Source organism: Hoeflea sp. Naph1, assembly GCF_046837775.1.
GTDB lineage: Bacteria > Pseudomonadota > Alphaproteobacteria > Rhizobiales > Rhizobiaceae > Hoeflea.
In genome coordinates this window covers 3,289,362-3,309,162 of record NZ_CP177286.1, presented here as the reverse complement: position 1 = coordinate 3,309,162, position 19,801 = coordinate 3,289,362, and the positions used below count along the sequence as shown (strand labels likewise).

Below are 19,801 nucleotides of genomic sequence, written 5' to 3'. Positions count from 1 at the left end.
ACATGGAGGGCGGGATGTGTTCAATCCCGACGATGGCGGGCCGGCAATTATTGCCCGGTTTTTTCCGCCTCCGCCACGTTTTCCTTGACCGCGACAAAACTGTCGGGTGAGACCGAAATGCTGTCGATGCCGGCCTGCACCAGCAGTTTGGCAAAGGCGGGGTTATTGGACGGCGCCTGGCCGCAAAGCCCGACCTTTGCGCCGGCCTCATGGGCACGCGCAATCAGTGTTTCGATCATCCAGATCACCGCTGGATCGCTTTCGCTGAACAGATCGGCCAGTTCGCCGGAATCGCGATCGACGCCAAGTGTGAGCTGGGTCAGGTCGTTGGAGCCGATGGAGAAACCATCAAAGCTTTCGGCGAATTCGGCGGCGCGGATGACGTTGGCCGGGATCTCGCCCATGACATAGACTTCAAGCCCGTTTTCGCCGCGCTTGAGGCCATTCTCGGCCATCACGGCGAGCACCTTGCTGGCCTCGTCGGGCGAGCGGCAGAACGGGATCATGACCACGACATTGTCAAAGCCCATCTCCTCGCGCAGCATCTTGATGGCTTTGCATTCGAGCGCGAAGCCCGCCCGGTAGCGCTCGTTGTAATAGCGCGAGGCGCCGCGAAAGCCGATCATCGGGTTTTCTTCGTTGGGCTCGAAGGCGCGGCCGCCCAACAGCTCGGCATATTCATTGGTCTTGAAATCGCTCATCCGCACGATCGCCGGTTTTGGGTAGGCGACGGCGGCGATGCGCGACAAGCCGCGTGCGAGCGTCTCGACGAAATAGTTGCTCTTGTTCTCGTAGCGCCGGGTCAGCTCGGCGATTTTTGCCTTGGCGTCCTCGTCTTTCAGCGTGTCGTAATGCACCAGCGCCATCGGGTGGACCTGAACGGCGGAGTTGACCACGAATTCCATCCGCGCCAGCCCAACGCCATCGGCGGGCAGACGCCACCAGCGAAACGCTGCTGACGGATCGGCGAGATTGAGCATGATACGGGTCTTGGTGGCTGGCACGTGATCGAGCCGCACATCCTCGACTTCATACTCGGCGATGCCCTCATAGACCACGCCATCCTCGCCACCGGCGCAGGAAATGGTGACTTCCTGCTGGTCGTGCAGGATCTGGGTGGCGTTGCCGGTGCCGACGATCGCGGGAAGGCCGAGTTCGCGGCTGACGATGGCCGCATGCGAGGTGCGACCACCGTGGTCGGTGACGATCGCCGCCGCGCGTTTCATGATCGGCACCCAGTCCGGGTCGGTGGTCGATGTCACCAGGATCGAGCCGTCGACAAACTTGTCGATGTCCTTGACGTTCTCGATCAGGCAGACCCGGCCGGCCTTGACTGCGGCACCGACGCTGAGGCCGGTAATCAGGGTCTTTCCGGTCTTCTTGATGGTGTAGGATTTGAGTGCGGTGACATCGGCGCGCGATTGCACGGTCTCTGGCCGCGCCTGAACGATGTAGAGCTTGCCGGTGTCACCATCCTTGGCCCATTCCATGTCCATCGGCTGACCGTAATGTTTTTCGATGGTCGCCGCCTGACGGGCGAGTTCGAGAATTTCCTCGTCCGAGAGTACATAGGCGCCGCGTTCAGCCTTCGAGGTTGGCACATTCTTGGTTTCGCCCCCCTCGGTGCCGGCGTAGATCATCTTGATCTCCTTGGCGCCGCAGGTCTTCTCGACAATCGGCTTGAGGCCGGGCTTGTCGAGCAGCGGCTTGAACACCTCGTACTCATCAGGCGTCACGGCACCTTGCACGACGTTCTCGCCCAGACCCCAGGCGGCGTTGATCAGCACCACCTTGTCGAAACCGGATTCTGTGTCGATGGAAAACATCACGCCGGAGCCGCTGATGTCGGAGCGGACCATCAGCTGAACGCCGATCGACAGTGCTACCTGATTGTGGTCGAATCCCTGGATCTTGCGGTAGGTGATTGCCCGGTCGGTAAACAGCGAGGCATAGCAGCGCCGGCAAGTGGACAGCAGCGCCGTTTCACCACGGACATTGAGAAAGGTTTCCTGCTGGCCGGCGAAACTGGCGTCGGGCAGATCTTCGGCAGTGGCGCTGGAGCGGACAGCGACGGAAAGCTCGGCCTTGCCGGTGCGCTCGCCCAGTTCGCGGTAGGCCGAGAGGATCGCGTCGCGGATGTCGTCGGGAAAATCACCCTCGGCAATTGCCGCGCGAACGGCCTTGCCGGTTTCGGCCAGCGTACGCTTGCCGCTTTCGAGCTTCTCCATCGCCTCGGCGATTACGTCATTGAGATTGTTGGCCTTGATGAAGGCGCGGAAAGCATCCGACGTGGTGGCGAAACCAGGCGGCACGTCAATGCCTTTGCTGCCCAACTGCTGCACCATTTCGCCCAGCGAGGAATTCTTGCCCCCCACCAGAGCGACATCGCCGCGTGAGAGATCTTCGAACCAGATGACGTGTCTGTTGGCTTTCGACATGAGACGCTCCCGCAAGATTTCTGGACAAGACTGAACCAGACCTTCTTGTAGGCACGCGCAATGCTTCCCGCGTTGACGTGGGTCAATTGATTGAAAATCGGATGGGGGACGTACTCCGAACCAGGGATTTCCAGCTGTGGATAACCGGTTGCAGACGACCTACTGCTCAGGGACGTTCGAGGATGAAATCCGGAATGATGCCTGACCGGGCGATAAAATCTGCCGGATCATGGCCGTCGAAAAAGCCATACCCCTGGATCAGCGCGGTGCGGAAACCTGCGGCCTGGCCACCGAGAATGTCGGTGTGCAGCGTGTCGCCGACCATCACCACGCGTTCGTCAGGCGTGCCAGGACGGATGCGCTCGCGCGCCAGGTCGAAGATCGCCGGGAACGGCTTGCCGTAAAATACCGGCTCCGCGCCGGTAGCGTCGGCCAGGCGGTGGGCGTAATGACCGGGCTCGCGCGACAGCCCGTTTTCCACCGGGGCAACAATATCAGGATTGCCGACCAGGATCTGGCGTGGATGATCCTTCATCGCCTGTTCGAACAGCGCCTGCCGGGCCTCGCTCCAGGCCGATGCACCGAGCATCAGAAAGCCTTCGGCCTGGGCGTAGGCGAGGGCGTCGTCCTCAAGAAAATGCGCGCCTTCTGGGAGTTCTTCGGGGCCGAATTTCGGGGCAGCCACCATTCCCCATTTATGGGCGGGATGGGCGCCGAGGCCCGCGAGCAACGCCATCCGGCTCGACACCACGTCGGCCTCATCGAAAGTGTAGCCCAGGCGTTCGTAGCGGGCGTGAAGCACGCTTGAGGGATAGCCGGCGGCGTTGGTGACCACCATCACCTGCTTGCCGCGCTGGCGCAGACCGGCAACGCGGTCGACGACACCGGGAATGGCGGTTTCGCCGATATTGAGCACACCGAAAGCATCGAGCAGGAACACGTCGAACTGATCGGCGATGGCGTCGAGATCGGCTGCACGCTCGGATGAAGCGGGCGGACGGGTTGAGGGCAGCCGGTGGCGTACCGCTTCATATTCGCGGAATGCCAGATCGGGGCCCTGGTCGCGGATGACATTGGCGCCGGTGCTCAAATGATGGCTCCACGTACTTTTGCCGAGATCCATTCGCCGATCACCACGGCACCCAGGATAACCAGCAGGATCAGGGTTACCTGCGGCCAGGCCAGCGTATTGAGCGAGGACTGCAATTGCAGACCGATGCCGCCGGCGCCGACGAGGCCCAGCACGGTGGATTCACGGATGTTGATATCCCATCGGAACACGCTGATGCCGGCGAATGCGGGCATGATCTGCGGCACGATACCGTAAGCCATCACTTGCCAGCGGCTGGCGCCGGTGGCGGTGATCGCCTCGACCTGTTTTTCGTCGATTTCCTCGATTGCCTCATACAGAAGCTTGGCGCAAAAACCGATCGAGCGGAAGGCGATCGCCATCAGACCGGCAAATACCCCGGGTCCGATCACGGCGACCAGCAGCAGCGCCCAGATCAGCGAGTTGATCGAGCGGGTGGCGACAATGATGAACAGCGCTACCGGCCTGATGAACAGCGCGCTTGGCGTGGTGTTGCGCGCTGCCAGGAAGGCCACCGGCACCGCCATCACCAGCGCCAGCATGGTGCCGAGCGTGGCCATGTTGAGCGTATCCCACAGCGGGCCCCACAATTTGTCCATGTAGGACCAGCGCGGAGGCATGGCGCGGCCACCGATATCGGCGGCAATGCGCGGCGCATCCCAGACGAAGAACCAGGTGGTGGCCTCGGAAATCCGCTGCCAGCACCACATGAAGATGGCGACGGCGGCGAGATAGGCAGCCCAACGGGAAATCGTCTGGTTGCGATTGCGCAATTGCCAGACCTTGGCGCCCTTTGCGTCAGTTGATACCGGCATTATTGCACCTTTGCCCGGATGACGCCGGAAAGGTATTCCAGCACCATCACCGTCACGATGATGATCAGCAGGATAGCCGCGGCGGTATCGAATTCATAACGGTCGAAAGCGGTGTTGAGCGTTGCGCCGATGCCGCCGGCGCCGACCAGGCCCAGCACCGCGGATTCGCGGAAATTGATGTCGAGTCGGTACATCGACAAGCCGATCAGCCGCGGCATTACCTGTGGCTGGACGCCATAATTGATCCATTGCAGCCAGGATGAGCCTGTGGCTCGGATTGCTTCACCCTGCACCTTGTCCATCTCCTCGATGTCTTCAGCCAGCAATTTCGACAGGAAGCCGATGGTGGCAAACGACAGCGTGAGGAAGCCGGCCAGCGGGCCAAAGCCGAAGATCGCCACCAGCAGGATGGCGACAATGATCTCGTTGAGTGCGCGCGACAGCGCAACGATCCCGCGGCAGACCAGGTAGACCGGCAGCGGCGCGATATTGCGCGCCGCACCAAGCCCGATCGGGATCGAAATGGCGATGCCGACCACGGTCGAGGTGATGGTAATGATGATGCTTTCGAGGATGCCGTCCCAGATGTCGCCGCCGCGGGAAACGAAATCGGGATTGAAGAACGCTGTCACGAACGCCCAGCCACGGCTCATGCCTTCGGCAACGCGCGACCAGTTGACGTCGATGGAGCTGACCGCCAGCACGATATAGATCAGCGCGCCAATCAGCAGGCCCCAGCGCAGGGCCGGGTTGGGGATCAGCGGCGGTTTGGTCCAGCCGGTGCCGAGCCGTTCGTCCAGCGTCACCGTCGTCATAGCACCGGTTCCACGGGGTCGGCGTCCTCGTCATCGACGTTGCGGATGGTCGCATGCCAGTCTTCTTCGCCGTAGATGCTGGTGAGTACGTCTTCGGTCATGTCGGTGGGCTTGCCGTCAAACGCCAGTTCACCGGCCTTGAGCCCGACAATGCGCTCGACGAACATCTGCGCCAGCGCCACGTCGTGAATGTTGATGACGGCGGCAAGGTCGCGCTCGGCGCACAATTCGCAGATCAGCCGCATGATTTGCCGAGAGGTCTTGGGATCGAGCGAAGCGGTTGGTTCGTCAACCAGGAGAAGCCGCGGATCCTGGATCAAGGCGCGGGCGATGCCGACGCGCTGGCGTTGGCCGCCGGAAAGCTCATCAGCGCGTTTGTCGGCCATCGCCAGCAACCCGACGCGGTCGAGCAGGCGAAACGCCTCGTCGATGTCGGATTGCGGGTATTTGCGCAGGAACGAGCGCCAGAAGCCGACATAACCAAGCCGGCCCGACAACACGTTCTCCATCACGGTGAGCCGCTCTACCAGCGCGTATTCCTGGAAGATCATGCCCATCTTGCGGCGCATCTTTCGCAAGCCGGTCGATCCCAGCGCGGTCACATCGACACCGTCGAGGATGACGCTGCCGGAAGTTGGCGGCACCAAGCGGTTGATGCAGCGAATGAGGGTCGACTTGCCGGCGCCTGAGGGACCGATCAGAGCCAGCACCTGACCCTTGGGGATGGTCAGGTCAACCTCGTGGAGGGCCTTGTCGCCGGTGCGATAGGTCTTGGTTAGTTTCTTGAGTTCGAGCATGAGGCCCCGTCATATCAGGTAAAAAGACGCCGCGCCGGGGGTGGCGCGGCGTCGAGGGCAGGGATCAACCGCAGGTGTATTGCACACCATTGGCGGTATCGATCTTGCGGACCACGTTCCAGAAATCCTTGTAGTTCATTTCCAGGAACTGGCCTTCGTTGGACTTTTCGAATTCCTTCTGCAGTGACGAACCTTCCCAAGGGAAGGTGAAGAAGGCTTCCTTGATCTTTTCCTGCAGTTCCGGCTTGAGATTGTAGACAACGCCGAAACCGGTGGTTGGGAAGGTTTCCGACTTGTAGATGGTCTTGACCTGGTCAGCCTTGATCACATCACGCTCAATCATCCGGCTCATCACCGAGTTGGCAATGGCTGCGGCCGGGTAATCCTTGTTGGCGACGCCGAGGATCGAATTGTCGTGCTTGCCCGAAAACGCCGGTTCAAAATCGCGGCCTGATTCCATGCCATATTCGGCCTTGAGCAGTGCGGACGGCGCCTTGAAGCCCGAATTCGATGTTTCGGCGGTAAAGGCCATGGTCTTGCCCTTGATGTCCTCAACCTTTTCGATGCCCGAACCGGGATAGGTGATGATCTCCATCTCGTAGCCGAAATTGCCGTCAAGCGAGGCCATGATGGTGAAAGGGTGGAAGCCGGCGCAGTTGACGGCGAGCGGATTGGAGCCGGTGTTGAAGCCGGCGATGTGCAGACGGCCCGAGCGCATGGCTTCGATCTGGGCAGCGTTGGACTGCACCGGGAAGAACACCGTCTTTTTGCCGGTGACCTTTTCCATGTGGACCAGGAAATCCGACCAGGCTTCCTTGTAGACGGCGGGGTCTTCCACCGGCGTATAGGCAAAAATCAACGTGTCCGGATCGATCAGTTCAGCCGGATCGGTCGGGGTGTCGGCGACCAGATCGCCATCGACATCGCAATAGCGCACATCCAGCGTGCCGCGCTCGCAATCCTGTGCGGATGCGGCCAGCGGAGCGGCGATGGTAAAGGCCAGGCCGGCAATGGTGCTCAGCAATACAGATTTCAGGTTCATGATCTTCCTCCGGTTTCGCGTCAAGTTTCGTTTTGTTTCGTTCCCACGCAGACTATTCTGTGTGAAGCCTCAAATGGCAAGGCCCCATGTCACCTGTGTGACACCCAAGGACTAGTTTCGGTGGAAAAAGTGGTCCCAGTGCTCGATCCGGCGGGAAGTCGCAGCCATATGTTTCGGAATGCCGAACAACCGGCCCTGATCCGTCAAAAAAAGGCGCCCCCTGACAGCACGCCTCTGAATGAGCTGGGCTATTGGAAGCTAAAAATCAGACGGTGCCGCCGAGTGAGCCTTCCAGCGCCACCATTTCCTGACCACCAGCCATCAGGTCCTGCAGTTCATCCGGCGTGATCTGGCCGCGCTGGGCGGTGCCGAGCGTCTTGCCGCGGTTGAGCACGGTGAAACGGTCGCCCACGGCCATGGCATGGCGGACATTGTGGGTGATAAAGACCACGGCGATGCCCTGTTTGCGCACCTTGTCGATGGTGGCCAGCACATTGGCCGTCTGGCGTACACCGAGCGCCGAGGTCGGCTCATCGAGAATCAGCACCTTGGCGCCGAAATGCACCGCACGGGCAATTGCCACGGTCTGGCGTTCGCCGCCCGAGAGCGTGCCGACGGCTTGGTCGGGGCCGCGCAAATTGATGCCCATCTTGCCCATTTCTTCCATGGTGATGCGGTTGGCATACTCATGGTCGAACAGCTTGAGCGGGCCGAAGCGTTTTTCCGGCTCATTGCCCATGAAGAAATTGCGGCTGACCGACATCAACGGAATCATCGCCAGATCCTGATAGACGGTGGCAATGCCTGCCGAGATCGCATCGCGCGGATCTTCGAAATGCATCGGCTTGCCTTCAAACAGGATATCGCCCCTGGTCGGCTTGTGGACGCCGGACATCGTCTTGATGAAGGTCGATTTGCCGGCGCCGTTGTCGCCGAGCAGGCAATGGCATTCGCCGGGAAAGATATCGAGCGAGACGCCGGCGAGCGCGATCACCGAGCCGAAATGCTTCTCGATGTTCTTCATCTCGATGAGGGGAGCGTGGTCTGTGGTCATGTCATCTCTCCCCTGTGATCATGCGGCGGATATAAGTGTTGAGCACCACGGCAAACAGCAGGATGACGCCCAGGAACACCCGGAACAGCGAGCTTTCGACATTGGCGAAGAACAGACCTTGCTGAACCACGCCAAAGATCAGCGCGCCAAGCGCTGCGCCGATCACCGAGCCGTAACCGCCGGTCAGCAGCGCGCCGCCGATGACCACCGCGATGATCGCCTCGAATTCCTTGAGCAGGCCGCGGTCGGCGCCGGCGGAGCCGAATTCCATCACCTGGCAGGTAGCAAACACGCAGGCGCAGAAGGCAGTGAACATGAACATCAGGATTTTGACGCGGTTGACCGGCACGCCGACATAACGCGCGGCTTGGGCGTCGCCGCCTGATGCGAAGATCCAGTTGCCGAATTTGGTGCGGGTGAGCACGAAATGGCCGAACGCCACCAGCGCCAGAGCCCAGATGATCAACATCGGAATGCCGTCGACCACCGGCTGACCGGCGCGGTTGCCGCGTTCGAACACGGCGATGATGCCGGCATCACCTAGCCATGTGAACAGGCTCGAGAGGATTTTGCCGCCAAACACCGGCGCCAGCCAGTCGCCCACGGCCGCCTTGTCGATGCCGCCGATGATGGTTTTGCGCTCAATCAATTGCGGCAGGTAGATGGTGAAGCCGCGCAGGATGAACAAAAACGCCAGCGTGACGATGAAGCTCGGCAGGCCGGTGCGCACGACAATGAAGCCGTTGAGTGCGCCAATGGCGATGCACAGCGCGAAGGTGACGACGATGGCCTGCCAGACAGGCCAGTCCAGGGTGATCGTGAATATCGCGATCATCATCCCGGCAAAGCCGATCATCGAGCCGACCGAGAGGTCGAATTCGCCGGCAATCATCAACAGGCAGGCGCCGACGGCGATGATCATGAACTGGGCGGAGACGACCGACCAGTTGAGAATACCCTGAGAATTGAACATGCCGCTGTCGCCGGCAAAAATGGCGAACAACACAAAAACGATCACCGTACCGCAGATGCCACCCAGTTCGGGGCGGATCAGCGCCTTGCGCCAGGCCGGGGTCTGTTTGATGCGTTCGTCTGCTGCAGGTACTTCAGCCGTATCGGACATGAGACCTCACATGGTTTGGACGAATGGAAGGTGGGCAGCGGCGTCAGAGTGAGCGCCACCGCCCCCGGAGGAAAACCTAGCGGTATTCGCCCGCGTATTTTTCAACCATCTCAAGACCATCGGCGGTGACGAAGCCGGGGCCGGAGTTGATGTTGTTGCCCGGCAGCACGCCGTAACGGTGATAATTTGTCATCACGATTACAGGCAGGTAGGCCTGCAGGAACGGCTGCTGGTCGATGCCCCATTTGATGGTGCCGGCCTTGATGCCTTCAACGATGTTGGCGCCGAGATCGAAGGTGCCGAAGTAAATGTCGCCGGCCATGCCGTTTTCTTCCAGCGCCAGCAGCGTCGGGTCGGCGCTGGTCGGGCCGAGGGTCAGCACCGCGTCGGTGTCGGGATTGGCATTGAGATAGGCCATCACGCGGCTTTTGATTTCCGCCGGGTCCTGGCCGGCGTCGATCATCTGATTGCCGAGTTCGATGCCGAGACCATCGGCAAAACCCTTGCACCGTTCGGTCGAGGACGGCGAGGAGATATAGTGGTTGACGCACAGGAAGCTGCCGACGCCATCGCCCTTGGCGCGCAGGCCGGCGGCGTAGCCGGCATCATATTCGGGCTGGCCGACATACATCAGCGCGCCCAGTTCGCGGGCCTGATCGGGCGTGCCGGAATTGATGATGATGACATCGATACCGCCGTCAACCGCGGCCTTGATCGGGCCGGAGAGTACGTCGTAATCCGCCAGTGTGGTGATGATGCCGGTCGGTCCTGATGCCGCGGCCTGATCGATGATGCGAGCCATGTCGGCAAGGTCACCGGTCGGCGGGTTGCGGTACTCGACTTCCACGTCCATCTGCTTGCCGGCAAGGGCCAGGCCATTCTTGATGGTGTTCCACCAGCTGTCGCTGTCAGGCGCATGGCTGACGAGCACGTAGCGCTCGCCGTCCGCCGATGCGGTGGTGGCGGCCAGAACCGGCGCCGCGAGCACCGCAACAGCCAATGCGAGCTTCTTTGTCAATGACATCATGATCTCCTCCCAGAGTTTCAAAATTGGCAGAAAGGCCGGCCTCCTGCCGTCTCTCGATGATCAGGAAACCACGAATCAATGATTTTTGCAACCGGTTGCAAAATGAAATCTGAAATTCTTGCTTTCGTGCGTTTTTTTGCGCAGTAATGCGGGGTAATGCCGGGTGCCACCGACCAGGTCAGAGTTAAAAGAGGTATCAATGCCGCCAACGCTCAAGGATGTAGCCGAACGCGCCGGCGTGTCGCGCGCCGCGGTTTCCCGCACCTTCACCGATGGTGCGTCGGTGTCGCTGAAAATGCGCAAAAAGGTCGAAAAGGCTGCCAAAGAGCTGGGTTACAGCCCGAATGCGCTGGCTTCGAGCCTGACAACGGGCCGCACAAAGCTGATCGGTCTGGTGTCTAACAATTTTCACAACCCGATCTTTCTCGAGGTATTCGACCTGTTTACCCGCGGGCTGCAGGACCGGGGGTTACGGCCGCTGCTGGTCAACCTGTCGGATGAAACCGATCCCGCCAATTCGGTACGGATGCTCAGGCAATACTCCGTTGACGGGGTGGTGGTGGCGTCCTCGACGCTGCCGCCGGGGTTCGCCAAGGCGTTCCGCGATGCCGGCGTTCCGGTGGTTCACAGTTTCGGCCGCCACGCCAGTTCACCCGAAGTCCATGTGGTCGGCATCGACAATGTCGAATGCGGACGGATGGCAGCGCGCGAACTGGCGCGGCGCGGCTATACCGACGTGGCGTTTCTGGGCGGCCCGGAGGCTGCCACATCGACACAGGACCGGTTCAAGGGCTTTGCCGAGGAGTTGTCCCGCCATCCCGAGATCACCCTGCGGCATTCGTTTGCCGAGGCCTATTCCTTCGAGGCAGGGCGGGCGGAGATGCTCAGGCGGCTCAAGAACAAGCCGGCGCAGGCCTATTTCTGCGGCGATGATGTGCTTTCCATCGGTGCGCTCAGCGCGATCACCGGTTCGGGGCTCGCCGTGCCCGACGACATCGGCCTGATCGGGCTCAACGACATGGAGATGGCCGGTTGGGAAAACATCAACCTGACCACCATCCGCCAGCCGATCAAGCAGATCATCGATTCCTCGATCGAACTGATCGTCTCAATGCTGGTGGCCCCCGATCGCTATCCCGAGGCCCGGCTGTTTCCCTGCCGGGTGATCGAGCGGGGAACCTTGAAGCCGGTTACTTGAAGCTGTCTCAGGGGCGCCTCACAGCATCTGCGCCTTGTTCACCAGATCCTGCTTGCCGGGATATTTCGCGGTGTCGACGCCATGCTCGGCAAGCGCCTCCCGCAATTCTTCTTCCGTCAGCGCCTCGATCGCCTCGGTGGTCATTTTCATGAAATTGAGCTTGCGCTTGACCGGCGGATTGGTGGCGCCGAAGAAACTTTTGTTTTCAAAATCAAATTCCTGGGCGTATTTTCCCATAAAGTGAGTCAGGAAGGTGTTGAGGGCAGTGCGCACGCGCGGATCGCCGGTCATGTGGTGGGCGCACGCATCCAGGGTCTGCAACATCAGTTTGGTCCAAAGGGCCGCGCCCTTGTCGTTCATTACCTGAATGGCGTTGTGGGTATGGTGGAAGTTCAGCCGGAAATCGCCGCCATGATAGGCGGGACCGCCGCCCATGACGTCGACCCACATCGCTGACTGTGTGTTGATGTGGTGTTCGATGCCGCCGATGCGGGCAAACGCGGATGCAAACCAGTCCTCGTCGGCAAACACGCGGGTGTAAAAATCGCTCACAATGGCAACGATCCGCTCCGGGCCCAGCACGGAATACAACTGCCAGAACTGGATCGGTTTGGTGATGTCGTTGGAGGCTTCAAGCGAGATGATCTGCGCCATCCGATGCGCATCGACCGGAAGCACTTTCTTCTCGATTGCGGCGAGAATGTAAGCACGCTGGATCTGTTCGGTCATGTAGCCATGCCGCGTCGGGTAGGTGGGATAGTTGAACTTGGTCACACGTTGGGTCCTTCACCCGCACAGGGTTTTGCAATTCGGCTCCAACGGCATATCTAGGAACCGGGCTTGCGCTGCGCAATTGCGGTACGGTGGACGGTCTTTCCACAAAAGAGAGAGATGATCTTATCTCTTGAATCTCTAGCCACTGGAGAGATTAAGCCTATGAGTCACTGAAATCAGCCCACAGACAGGACAACAGCATGGCAGGCCATCATCATCACGTAGACCGCAATGCCGGCGACGCGCGGGTTTTCTGGGCGGTGGTCGTCAACCTTGGGCTGACGGTGGCACAGATCATCGGCGGCATCCTGTCGGGCAGCCTGGCGATGATCGCCGACGCGATCCACAATCTTTCCGATGCGCTGTCGCTGGTGATCGCGTTTCTGGCTCGCAAGATTGCGCGGCGACCGGCGGATTCGACCATGACGTTCGGCTATGGCCGTGCCGAAGTGGTTGCCGCGTTGATCAATTACACCACGCTGATCGTCATCGGGCTCTACCTGATCTACGAGGCGGTGATGCGGTTCATCGAACCGGAAGGTGTCGATGGCTGGCTGGTGGTGATCATCGCCGGCGTCGCCCTCATCGTCGATGCGGCGACAGCGCTGCTGACCTATTCGCTGTCGAAGGAAAGCGTCAATATCCGGGCTGCATTCGTGCATAATGTCGCCGATGCGCTTGGTTCGATCGCGGTGATTGTCGCAGGCACGCTGATCATTCTGTACGACTGGCGCTGGATCGATCCGCTCGTCACGCTGCTGATCGCCGGTTATATTTTGTGGATGTCGTATTCCGAGATCGGCGATGTCATCCGCATCCTGATGCTGGGAAGTCCGGTCGACCTGAACACCGAGAAAGTGCTGGATGCGATGCAGCGGATGGACGGGGTCACCGGCGTGCATCATTTCCATCTGTGGCAAATGCAGGAACACGACAATGCGGTGCAGGCGCATCTGGTTGTCGCCGCCGGGCGCTGGAACGATGCCGACGCGATCAAGGCGGAGGTCAAATGTGTTCTCAAGGATGAATTCAGCATTGCCCATTCGACGCTGGAACTGGAATGCTCCGCCCATGCCTGTATCGATCCCGAACAGATCGGCGATGAACGACAGCCGCTACCAGGATCTGACCAAGGCCATGACCACGATCACGGCGCGGGAGAGGAGCACGAGCACCAGGACAAGCACTGACCCGCCCTCGCGATTTCCGGGTGGCCGTTGTCGCTGAAATTTTCGCCCAAGCCGGGCGCGTGCCGGCAGGCGCTGCGGATTTCATGGGGGAGATCGTGAAGTGCGCGAGATCACATGGAACCTATCGCTGCTTGATACATTAAGAAATTGAAATATATTCGATCATGTCCCGGTAAACTCGAGGAGCAATCATGGCCTTGTCACGCACCAGCCCGTCGCACGGACCAGGATCCGCGGATGTCACCGGTTTTTATGACGCTGATAGCGGCAGCATCCAGTATTTGGTGGTCGACCCCAGCACCAAAAAGGGCGCGCTGATTGACGTGGTGATGGGGTTTGATCCGGCCAGCGCCTCCCTCAATCCCGCGAGCGTCGAGGAAATCCTGCGCTTTATCAGCTCCGAACAGGTCGAGATCGAGTGGGTACTCGACACCCATCCGCATGCTGATCATTTGATGGCTTCGTATTTTCTCGGTCAGCGACTGGGCGCCCCCAACGCCATTGGTACCAAAATTAGGGAGATCGCCGAGCTATGGCGCGGGCTTTATCACTTGCCCCATGCGTTTGATCCAGACCGGGATTTTGCGCGGCTGTTTGCCGATGGTGATCGTTTCAGTATCGGATCGCTGCCGGTGCGGGTGATGCTGTCGCCCGGGCACACGCTCGGATCGATCACCTATGTGGTGGGCGAAGATGCGGCCTTTGTCCATGACACCTTCATGCAGCCCGATGTCGGCACCGCGCGGGCGGATTTTCCGGGCGGTTCGGCAGCCGAATTGTACCAGTCGCTGCAGGCGATCCTGGCGCTGCCGGAGCAGACCCGGTTGTTTGTCGGCCATGACTATGGCACCGATTACCGCAAAGAGCCCGCCTGGGAATCCACTGTCATTGAGCAACGCCGGCACAATGCCCATATTGGTGGTGGCTTCGGCCAGGATGCCTATGTGGAACGGCGAGAGGCGCGCGACAAGTCGTTGAGCCTGCCTGACAGGATGCTGCATGTGCTGCAGATGAACCTGCGTGCAGGCCGTGCGCCCGATCCCGAGGCCGACGGGGAAAGCTATCTCAAGATTCCACTCAACAAGTTCTGAAAAGGAGCCATCATGAAAACTGAATCCGCCCACAACGGCACGCTGGAAACGTGGACGCCACAGGAGGTCGCCGAGGCATTCGACCGTGACGAAATTGTGCTGATCGACGTGCGCACGCCACAGGAATACAGTTTCGAGCGCATCAATGGTGCGTTGCTGGCGCCGATGCAGGCGTTTGACCCCGGGCACATGCCGGGACAAGCCGAAAAACGGATCGTGTTTCACTGCGGCTCGGGGGTGCGATCAAAGATGGTGGCCGAAAAATGCCTGGCTGCGGGAATCGATCGTATTGCTCATATGGAGGGCGGGTTCGGTGCCTGGAAGGAAGCGGGGCTTGAATATACTGGCACCGACATGGCCACCGGTGCGCCGAAGCCGATGAAGAAATCCGGCTGACTGCTCTGACACTTGACCGCCACAGCCCGCGCCATGATCGGCGCGGGCTGTGCCTTGCAGCTTTCAGCCGGCCAATACCCAAAGGCCGGTTGCCGTCAGTGCCGCCCCGGCAAGCCGAGAGAATGCCTTGCCACCCGGCACGGTCTTTTCGATCAGCACATAGAGCGTGATGGCGAGGATCCAGGCCGTGTTCATGACGCCGGTGACAAACAGCAGCGCCATCAGCGCCCAGCAGCAGCCGATGCAGAACAGGCCATGGCGCCAGCCCATATGCAGCGCACCAATTTTTCCGTCGTGCCATTCAGTCATCAAAAAATGCAACGGCGTGCGGCACAGGCTGAGGCAGGCCTGCTTGAGCGGAGTGAACTGGTAGAGTCCCGCGGCAATCAGGATGGTGCCCGCAAGCGGCCCCGATCCGACCTTCATCATCATCGGCGACATCAAGGCGAGATGTGTGAGACCTGCCTGCAACAGTGTGGCGGCGAGGCTGAAACCTGCCCAGGCCACGACATATCCGCCTGAAAACATCCACACCGGCTGCCAGCCGGCGCCGCGTGCCCGGTCCAGCGCCTGCATGCGCGCATAGGCCATGATCATCGGTGCGGCCGTCGGCAGCATCATCGCCGCCATCATTACCGCCCACATCAGGAACAGCCCTGCCAGCGGCGCCGGGGTGAACATCATCCCGGGCATCATCATTTCCTTCATGCCGGGGATGATCGACATGTCGCCGATCATCATGCCGAGGTAGATCCAGCTTGCCAGCGCGAGCACGGTCGGGCCGCCGAGCAGCACCGCAATCCGCGCGGGGGTGAGATGCGCCCCAGCGCCCATTCCGGCGCCGGGGGTGATGCCTTGCGGGGCTGTCATTGTTCGCTCTGATAGGCAAAAGGCGAGAACACACCGGTCTTTCCGGTCAGGCCCCATTCCATGCCGTGATCCTGGTAGACGTTCTTGCTGGCTCGCGCCACGGTTCCGTCAAAGCCCGGGGCGATGCACAACGGGTGGCCGGAGATGGTCACCGGGCCGTCGCCCTGGCCGGTGATCGCCTCAATTTCGACATCGGCGATCTTGGGGATCTTGAGCCCGTATTTGCCGTTGCTGGCAGTAAACTCGATCGGCACCGAGCGGACACCGAGGATCTTGCCGATATGGCTGGCGAGCCGCGCCGGGTGGCCGCCGCCCTGGCCGCCAAAGATCTTCATCAGGCTGCCGTTCTGGGCCTCGTCGGCGCGTGCGTCGACATAGACGGCGACATTCCACTGGGTGGTGGCCATCGGTCCGGGCGAATGCACGGCGAGGGCAACATTGAGATCCGACAACGACACACCCTCGTCGGTGCCCTCATCGATATGCCAGCCGACCAGCGCCGTGCAGTCGTCTTCGGTGGGCGGGCTTAAAAACATGCAAGGGCAGGCGGTTTCGCAATTGCAGCTTTCAAAATAGGTGCCTTTGAGTGACCAGGTCATGAAATATTCCTTCCAGGTTCAAGTGCATCAGGCGAGCCTAGGGGAAATTGCCATTGTTGCTTGACGAAGGGATTGAGATTACATTTGGAAACCTGCGATTTTCCGTCAGGAATAGATTGGACATCAATGATTTACCGGTTTGGCGCCTTTGCCATCGATCCGTCGATCTTTGAGCTGCGCCAGCACGGCAAGCCGGTTCCGATCGAGCCGCAGGTGTTCAATGTTCTGCTGCACCTGATACAAAATCGCGACCATGTCGTCAGCCGCGACGAACTGATCGCTGCGGTCTGGGATGGCCGTGCGGTTTCCGATACGACGCTGTCGAGCCGTATCTTTGCGGCGCGGCGCGCGGTCGGCGACAGCGGCGAGGCGCAGCAGGTCATCCGCACCATTTCGCGCCGCGGTTTCCGTTTTGTGGCCGAACTCAACTGCGATGGCGAGGATAGTGAAGATGCCGGGGCTACTTCTCAAACCGAGGCCGGGCAGAGTGGTGCCGCCGACCCGCACGCCGATCCTGGTCCCGCACGCGTCTTGATCGCCGATATGCCGCCACCGGCTGCCGCCACCGATACGCGCCAGGCCGCGGTGATGCCGGTGCTGGCGGTGTTGCCGTTCAAGATTGCCAGCGCCGGTCTGGACGAATATTTCTGCGACGGACTGACCGAAGACATCATCTCCAACCTCACGCATTTCCGCGAGCTCAGGGTGATTGCCAGCGGCTCTTCGTTTCACTTCAAGAGCCGCGATGTGCCGCTGCCGGAAATCGCCGCCCGGCTTGGCGCCGATTACATCGTTGATGGCAGCGTGCGCCGCGAGGGCGATCGGCTCAGAGTTGCGGTGGAACTGATCGAGGCTGCCACCGGCGTGTCGATCTGGGCCGACCGCTACGACCGGCCGATGGGCGATATCTTTGCTGTCCAGGACGCGGTGACACAGATGATCGCCGCCTCACTCGGCGTCAGGATGCAGGATACCGCGCTCACCCGCGCGCTGCGAAAAAGCCCCGCCGAACTCGACGCCTATGATTGCCTTTTGCACGCGCGGCGCTACACCGCCACGCTCGACGAGGCGATGCATGCCGAGGCGCGCGATCTCTTGGAAAAGGCGATCGCGCTCGATCCGAATTACGCCGAGGCGCATGCGCTGCTTGCCAATGTCTATCTCGCCGAACACCGGTTTGCCGCCAATCCGCGGCCCGAGCCGATCGAACGGGCGCTCGAGATGGCGCTGAAAGCGGTGCAGCTTGATCCACACAGCGCCTATGCCCATTGCTGGCTGGCGATCGTGCATTATTTCCGCAAGGACATCGGCAAGTTCGAGGCCGAGGCTGCGCGGGCGCTCGACCTCAACCCGACCGACCCGGAAATTCTGGCCGAAGTCGGCCACTACCTTTCCTTCATGGGTGCATTCGACCGCGGGGTGCCGCTGTCGCGGCGGGCGCAGGCGCTCAATCCACTGCATCCGGGCTGGTATCATTTCAGCTTCGCGCGGCTGCATTACCGCGAGCGCGATTACGAGGAAACGCTGATTGACGTGCAGCGCATCTCGATGCCGGATTTCTTCTGGACCCACCTGATCAGCGCCGCAGCCCTGGGCCAGCTTGGACGCGCCGAAGCGCCCGATGCGCTGGCACGCATGCACGAGGTCCGCCCCGGCGTCTCGGCGGCAGCCGAAATGGATAAATGGAACGTACCCGCCGAAGACCAGGCCCACATCCTCGAAGGCCTTCGCAGGGCCGGACTCGAAGGGTGAGGCGACGTTGGGCCGGGACTGCAGTTGAAGATGATCGCGCCTGACGGAATCCGCGTCGTCAAACAGATATGACACAGAGACTTAGGACCGGGTTTCGTTCCGCTGTGCTCGTCTCATATCTGCAAATCAAAAAGAGGCCCGAAAACAATTTTCGGGCCTCCAGACATTTTTGCAGTCCACAATATTAGTAGGGTGAATGGCACTGTCTGCGGCGGCCTTCGTATGGCTGAAAGGTATTGTCGCTTTCCCGATATGACCTGTAACGGTCATAGCACCAGTCCACATGGCTATCAGCGCGGATATGGCGGCGTTCACGGCGATCACGGCGGTTGTTGGCCTCATTGGCAATTATCGCCCCGCCGATGATGGCTCCGAAAATTCCAACGGCTGCTTCTGCACCGTGGTTTCTTCCTCGATTGCCTCTCCGTCGATTGTGTCTCTTGCGATTCCTGACCTGTATAACTGTTGCTTCGCTTTTAGCATCCGCACCGGTCACTGCACCTTGAATCAAAGGAGCATGACCTGGAAATTGTGCGTTAGCTCCAGTAGAAGCCAATGTTGCTGCTCCAAAACTGAGCAACGCAATGGCTGAAATCATTCGTAAATTTCGCATATCAATCGTCCCTATTTTAATTTACCGGTGAAATTAATGCACGGATTGAGCGTTATATCAAATTTTGTAGTGAATACTCCTTAATGGTGTAAGTAGAATGACTTGCATCAGCGACGACACGAATGTGGCCGACGCGTGATGCTTAATGGTATCCACGGAATACGGGGCTGATTTAGTAAGTGTCGGTCCGGAAAGAAGTTGAATGATATGAATCGTTTGTGATTCCATGCCGTTGATTTGATTCGACGATGGGATGGAGGCTATGTGGACGAAAGCGAACCGTGGGAAATACAATCGGGATGGTCTGCGCTATCCCAGCGATCTGACGGATGCGGAATGGGCGCTGGTCGAGCCTTTGATACCTCCTGCCAAGCGGGGTGGCCGCAGGCGTGAGGTCAATGTGCGCGAGGTTCTTAACGGCCTGCTTTATGTTCTCAGCACCGGCTGCCAATGGCGGGCTGTTCCGAAGGACTTGCCGCCGAAGAGCACCCTGTTCAGCTATTTCGACCTTTGGAACTGGGACGGCACACTCGGCAGTATTCATCAGGAGCTTTATGTGAAATGCCGCGAGGCGATGGGACGCGAGGCTAGCCCGACAGCGGCGGTCATCGACAGCCAGAGCGTCAAAGGCGCGGAAAAAGGGGGCTTGTATCGACCCGAGCGGGTATGATGCGGGGAAGAAGGTCAAGGGTAAGAAGCGGCATATCCTTGTCGACACGGTAGGTCTGCTGCTGCATGCGCTGGTTCATCCAGCCGACATCCAGGACCGCGACGGCGGCCTGCTGGTCATCAAGACGTTGTTCGGGCGCTATCCGTTTTTGAAGAAACTCTTTGCGGACGGTGGCTATCAGGGACCTGTCTTCGCCAAGGGTCAGAAGAAGGCCATGCCCGGGCTGGCGATCAAGATCATCAAGCGATCCGACATCGTCAAGGGTTTTGAGGTTCTGCGGAGACGCTGGGTGGTCGAACGGACTTTCGCGTGGCTTGGGCGATGCCGCAGGCTGGCAAAGGACTTCGAGAACCTTTCGCGCAACGCGCTCGCCTTTCTCAAACTCGCGTCTATCCGCCTCATGCTGCGAAGGCTCTGTTCAAAATGAACAACTTTCCGGACCGACTC

At 60.1% G+C, this 19,801-nt stretch carries 19 protein-coding genes; 6 read left to right on the top strand and 13 right to left on the bottom strand.

Annotated elements, in window-relative coordinates:
- Positions 1 to 47 precede the first annotated feature (47 nt).
- The 9 genes from ppsA to ACK6D9_RS15885 all read right to left on the bottom strand — a co-directional run bounded on the left by ppsA (position 48) and on the right by ACK6D9_RS15885 (position 10,198).
- Positions 48 to 2,438 (bottom strand): phosphoenolpyruvate synthase, encoded by a 2,391-nt coding sequence (gene ppsA, locus ACK6D9_RS15925; protein ID WP_412049237.1) that lies wholly within the window; start codon positions 2,436 to 2,438, stop codon positions 48 to 50.
- Positions 2,439 to 2,604: 166 nt separating this feature from the next.
- Entirely contained in the window at positions 2,605 to 3,528 is a 924-nt protein-coding gene (locus tag ACK6D9_RS15920; RefSeq protein ID WP_412049236.1) for an HAD-IIA family hydrolase, read from the bottom strand.
- Positions 3,525 to 4,343 (bottom strand): phosphonate ABC transporter, permease protein PhnE, encoded by an 819-nt coding sequence (gene phnE / locus ACK6D9_RS15915; protein WP_412049235.1) that lies wholly within the window; start codon positions 4,341 to 4,343, stop codon positions 3,525 to 3,527. Before phnE (ACK6D9_RS15915) ends, ACK6D9_RS15920 begins: the two co-directional genes overlap by 4 nt.
- Complete coding sequence (gene phnE / locus ACK6D9_RS15910) at positions 4,343 to 5,158, bottom strand: phosphonate ABC transporter, permease protein PhnE (protein ID WP_322990617.1); 816 nt, start codon at positions 5,156 to 5,158, stop codon at positions 4,343 to 4,345. The genes phnE (ACK6D9_RS15915) and phnE (ACK6D9_RS15910) overlap by 1 nt, the downstream gene beginning before the upstream one ends.
- Positions 5,155 to 5,955, bottom strand: coding sequence for a phosphonate ABC transporter ATP-binding protein (gene phnC / locus ACK6D9_RS15905; protein ID WP_267652957.1), 801 nt, complete (start codon positions 5,953 to 5,955; stop codon positions 5,155 to 5,157). The genes phnE (ACK6D9_RS15910) and phnC overlap by 4 nt, the downstream gene beginning before the upstream one ends.
- A gap of 64 nt (positions 5,956 to 6,019) precedes the next feature.
- Positions 6,020 to 6,997: a phosphate/phosphite/phosphonate ABC transporter substrate-binding protein gene (phnD, locus tag ACK6D9_RS15900; protein WP_412049234.1), complete on the bottom strand. Its 978-nt coding sequence runs from the start codon at positions 6,995 to 6,997 to the stop codon at positions 6,020 to 6,022.
- A 265-nt stretch (positions 6,998 to 7,262) separates the two neighbouring features.
- A complete protein-coding gene (locus tag ACK6D9_RS15895) occupies positions 7,263 to 8,021 on the bottom strand; it encodes an ATP-binding cassette domain-containing protein (RefSeq protein ID WP_412051831.1) in 759 nt (252 codons plus the stop codon).
- A 31-nt stretch (positions 8,022 to 8,052) separates the two neighbouring features.
- Positions 8,053 to 9,174 (bottom strand): ABC transporter permease, encoded by a 1,122-nt coding sequence (locus ACK6D9_RS15890; RefSeq protein WP_322989428.1) that lies wholly within the window; start codon positions 9,172 to 9,174, stop codon positions 8,053 to 8,055.
- Between the two features lie 76 nt (positions 9,175 to 9,250).
- Entirely contained in the window at positions 9,251 to 10,198 is a 948-nt protein-coding gene (locus ACK6D9_RS15885; RefSeq protein ID WP_322989429.1) for a sugar ABC transporter substrate-binding protein, read from the bottom strand.
- Positions 10,199 to 10,400: 202 nt separating this feature from the next.
- Here ACK6D9_RS15885 and ACK6D9_RS15880 point away from each other — a divergent pair, with 202 nt between their 5' ends.
- Positions 10,401 to 11,399, top strand: coding sequence for a LacI family DNA-binding transcriptional regulator (locus ACK6D9_RS15880; RefSeq protein WP_412049233.1), 999 nt, complete (start codon positions 10,401 to 10,403; stop codon positions 11,397 to 11,399).
- Between the two features lie 18 nt (positions 11,400 to 11,417).
- On the opposite strand, the gene ACK6D9_RS15875 is transcribed toward ACK6D9_RS15880, so the two are convergent.
- Positions 11,418 to 12,173, bottom strand: a complete 756-nt coding sequence (locus ACK6D9_RS15875; RefSeq protein ID WP_412049232.1) for a hypothetical protein — start codon at positions 12,171 to 12,173, stop codon at positions 11,418 to 11,420.
- 200 nt (positions 12,174 to 12,373) lie between these two features.
- Here ACK6D9_RS15875 and ACK6D9_RS15870 point away from each other — a divergent pair, with 200 nt between their 5' ends.
- The 3 genes from ACK6D9_RS15870 to ACK6D9_RS15860 all read left to right on the top strand — a co-directional run bounded on the left by ACK6D9_RS15870 (position 12,374) and on the right by ACK6D9_RS15860 (position 14,850).
- Positions 12,374 to 13,363, top strand: a complete 990-nt coding sequence (locus tag ACK6D9_RS15870) for a cation diffusion facilitator family transporter (RefSeq protein WP_412049231.1) — start codon at positions 12,374 to 12,376, stop codon at positions 13,361 to 13,363.
- Positions 13,364 to 13,554: 191 nt separating this feature from the next.
- Positions 13,555 to 14,454, top strand: coding sequence for an MBL fold metallo-hydrolase (locus ACK6D9_RS15865; RefSeq protein WP_412049230.1), 900 nt, complete (start codon positions 13,555 to 13,557; stop codon positions 14,452 to 14,454).
- A 12-nt stretch (positions 14,455 to 14,466) separates the two neighbouring features.
- The gene (locus tag ACK6D9_RS15860; protein ID WP_412049229.1) at positions 14,467 to 14,850 is read left to right on the top strand and encodes a rhodanese-like domain-containing protein; all 384 of its coding nucleotides are present in this window, start codon (positions 14,467 to 14,469) and stop codon (positions 14,848 to 14,850) included.
- A 63-nt stretch (positions 14,851 to 14,913) separates the two neighbouring features.
- On the opposite strand, the gene ACK6D9_RS15855 is transcribed toward ACK6D9_RS15860, so the two are convergent.
- Together ACK6D9_RS15855 and ACK6D9_RS15850 are read right to left on the bottom strand one after the other, a co-directional pair.
- The gene (locus ACK6D9_RS15855) at positions 14,914 to 15,720 is read right to left on the bottom strand and encodes a DUF2182 domain-containing protein (protein ID WP_412049228.1); all 807 of its coding nucleotides are present in this window, start codon (positions 15,718 to 15,720) and stop codon (positions 14,914 to 14,916) included.
- Positions 15,717 to 16,319, bottom strand: coding sequence for a DUF1326 domain-containing protein (locus ACK6D9_RS15850; RefSeq protein ID WP_412049227.1), 603 nt, complete (start codon positions 16,317 to 16,319; stop codon positions 15,717 to 15,719). Before ACK6D9_RS15850 ends, ACK6D9_RS15855 begins: the two co-directional genes overlap by 4 nt.
- Positions 16,320 to 16,445: 126 nt before the next feature.
- Between ACK6D9_RS15850 and ACK6D9_RS15845 the strand changes: the two genes are divergently transcribed.
- A complete protein-coding gene (locus ACK6D9_RS15845) occupies positions 16,446 to 18,071 on the top strand; it encodes a winged helix-turn-helix domain-containing tetratricopeptide repeat protein (protein ID WP_412049226.1) in 1,626 nt (541 codons plus the stop codon).
- Positions 18,072 to 18,255: 184 nt separating this feature from the next.
- Here ACK6D9_RS15845 and ACK6D9_RS15840 read toward each other — a convergent pair whose 3' ends face one another.
- Positions 18,256 to 18,669, bottom strand: a complete 414-nt coding sequence (locus tag ACK6D9_RS15840) for a BA14K family protein (protein ID WP_412049225.1) — start codon at positions 18,667 to 18,669, stop codon at positions 18,256 to 18,258.
- Positions 18,670 to 18,946: 277 nt separating this feature from the next.
- On the opposite strand from ACK6D9_RS15840, the gene ACK6D9_RS15835 reads away from it, so the two are divergent.
- A protein-coding gene (locus tag ACK6D9_RS15835) for an IS5 family transposase (protein WP_412049224.1) occupies positions 18,947 to 19,781 on the top strand; the annotation gives its coding sequence in 2 pieces (ribosomal slippage) (positions 18,947 to 19,332 and positions 19,331 to 19,781; 837 coding nt in all).
- Positions 19,782 to 19,801 lie beyond the last annotated feature (20 nt).